This is a genomic window from Pseudoalteromonas sp. RB2-MNA-CIBAN-0110 (genome assembly GCF_040309305.1).
Classification (GTDB): domain Bacteria; phylum Pseudomonadota; class Gammaproteobacteria; order Enterobacterales; family Alteromonadaceae; genus Pseudoalteromonas; species Pseudoalteromonas arctica.
In genome coordinates this window covers 1-230 of record NZ_JBEOOQ010000356.1, presented here as the reverse complement: position 1 = coordinate 230, position 230 = coordinate 1, and the positions used below count along the sequence as shown (strand labels likewise).

Here is a 230-nt window from a genome sequence, read left to right as displayed (position 1 = left end):
TGGTTTGATTGCACCATAGCAGTCATGCCTGGTTTCCATACTTTTACATCACCTTGAAGGTGCTTAAGCGGAATGCGCTGAATTAAGTCATCAACACGCTCACCGTATGATTCACTTGGAGATAACGTTACGCTAAATTTATCACCAGCAGTTTTACCTTCAAGTGCGGTTTCTAAACCGGGTAGCATGCCTTCGCTGCCGTGAATGCGCCATTAAGTTACATTCACGGC

At 45.2% G+C, this 230-nt stretch carries 1 pseudogene; it reads right to left on the bottom strand.

The annotated features are described in order from the left end of the window. Positions 1–206: pseudogene (locus tag AAEY68_RS21775) on the bottom strand (FKBP-type peptidyl-prolyl cis-trans isomerase); the annotation flags it as partial. Positions 207–230 lie beyond the last annotated feature (24 nt).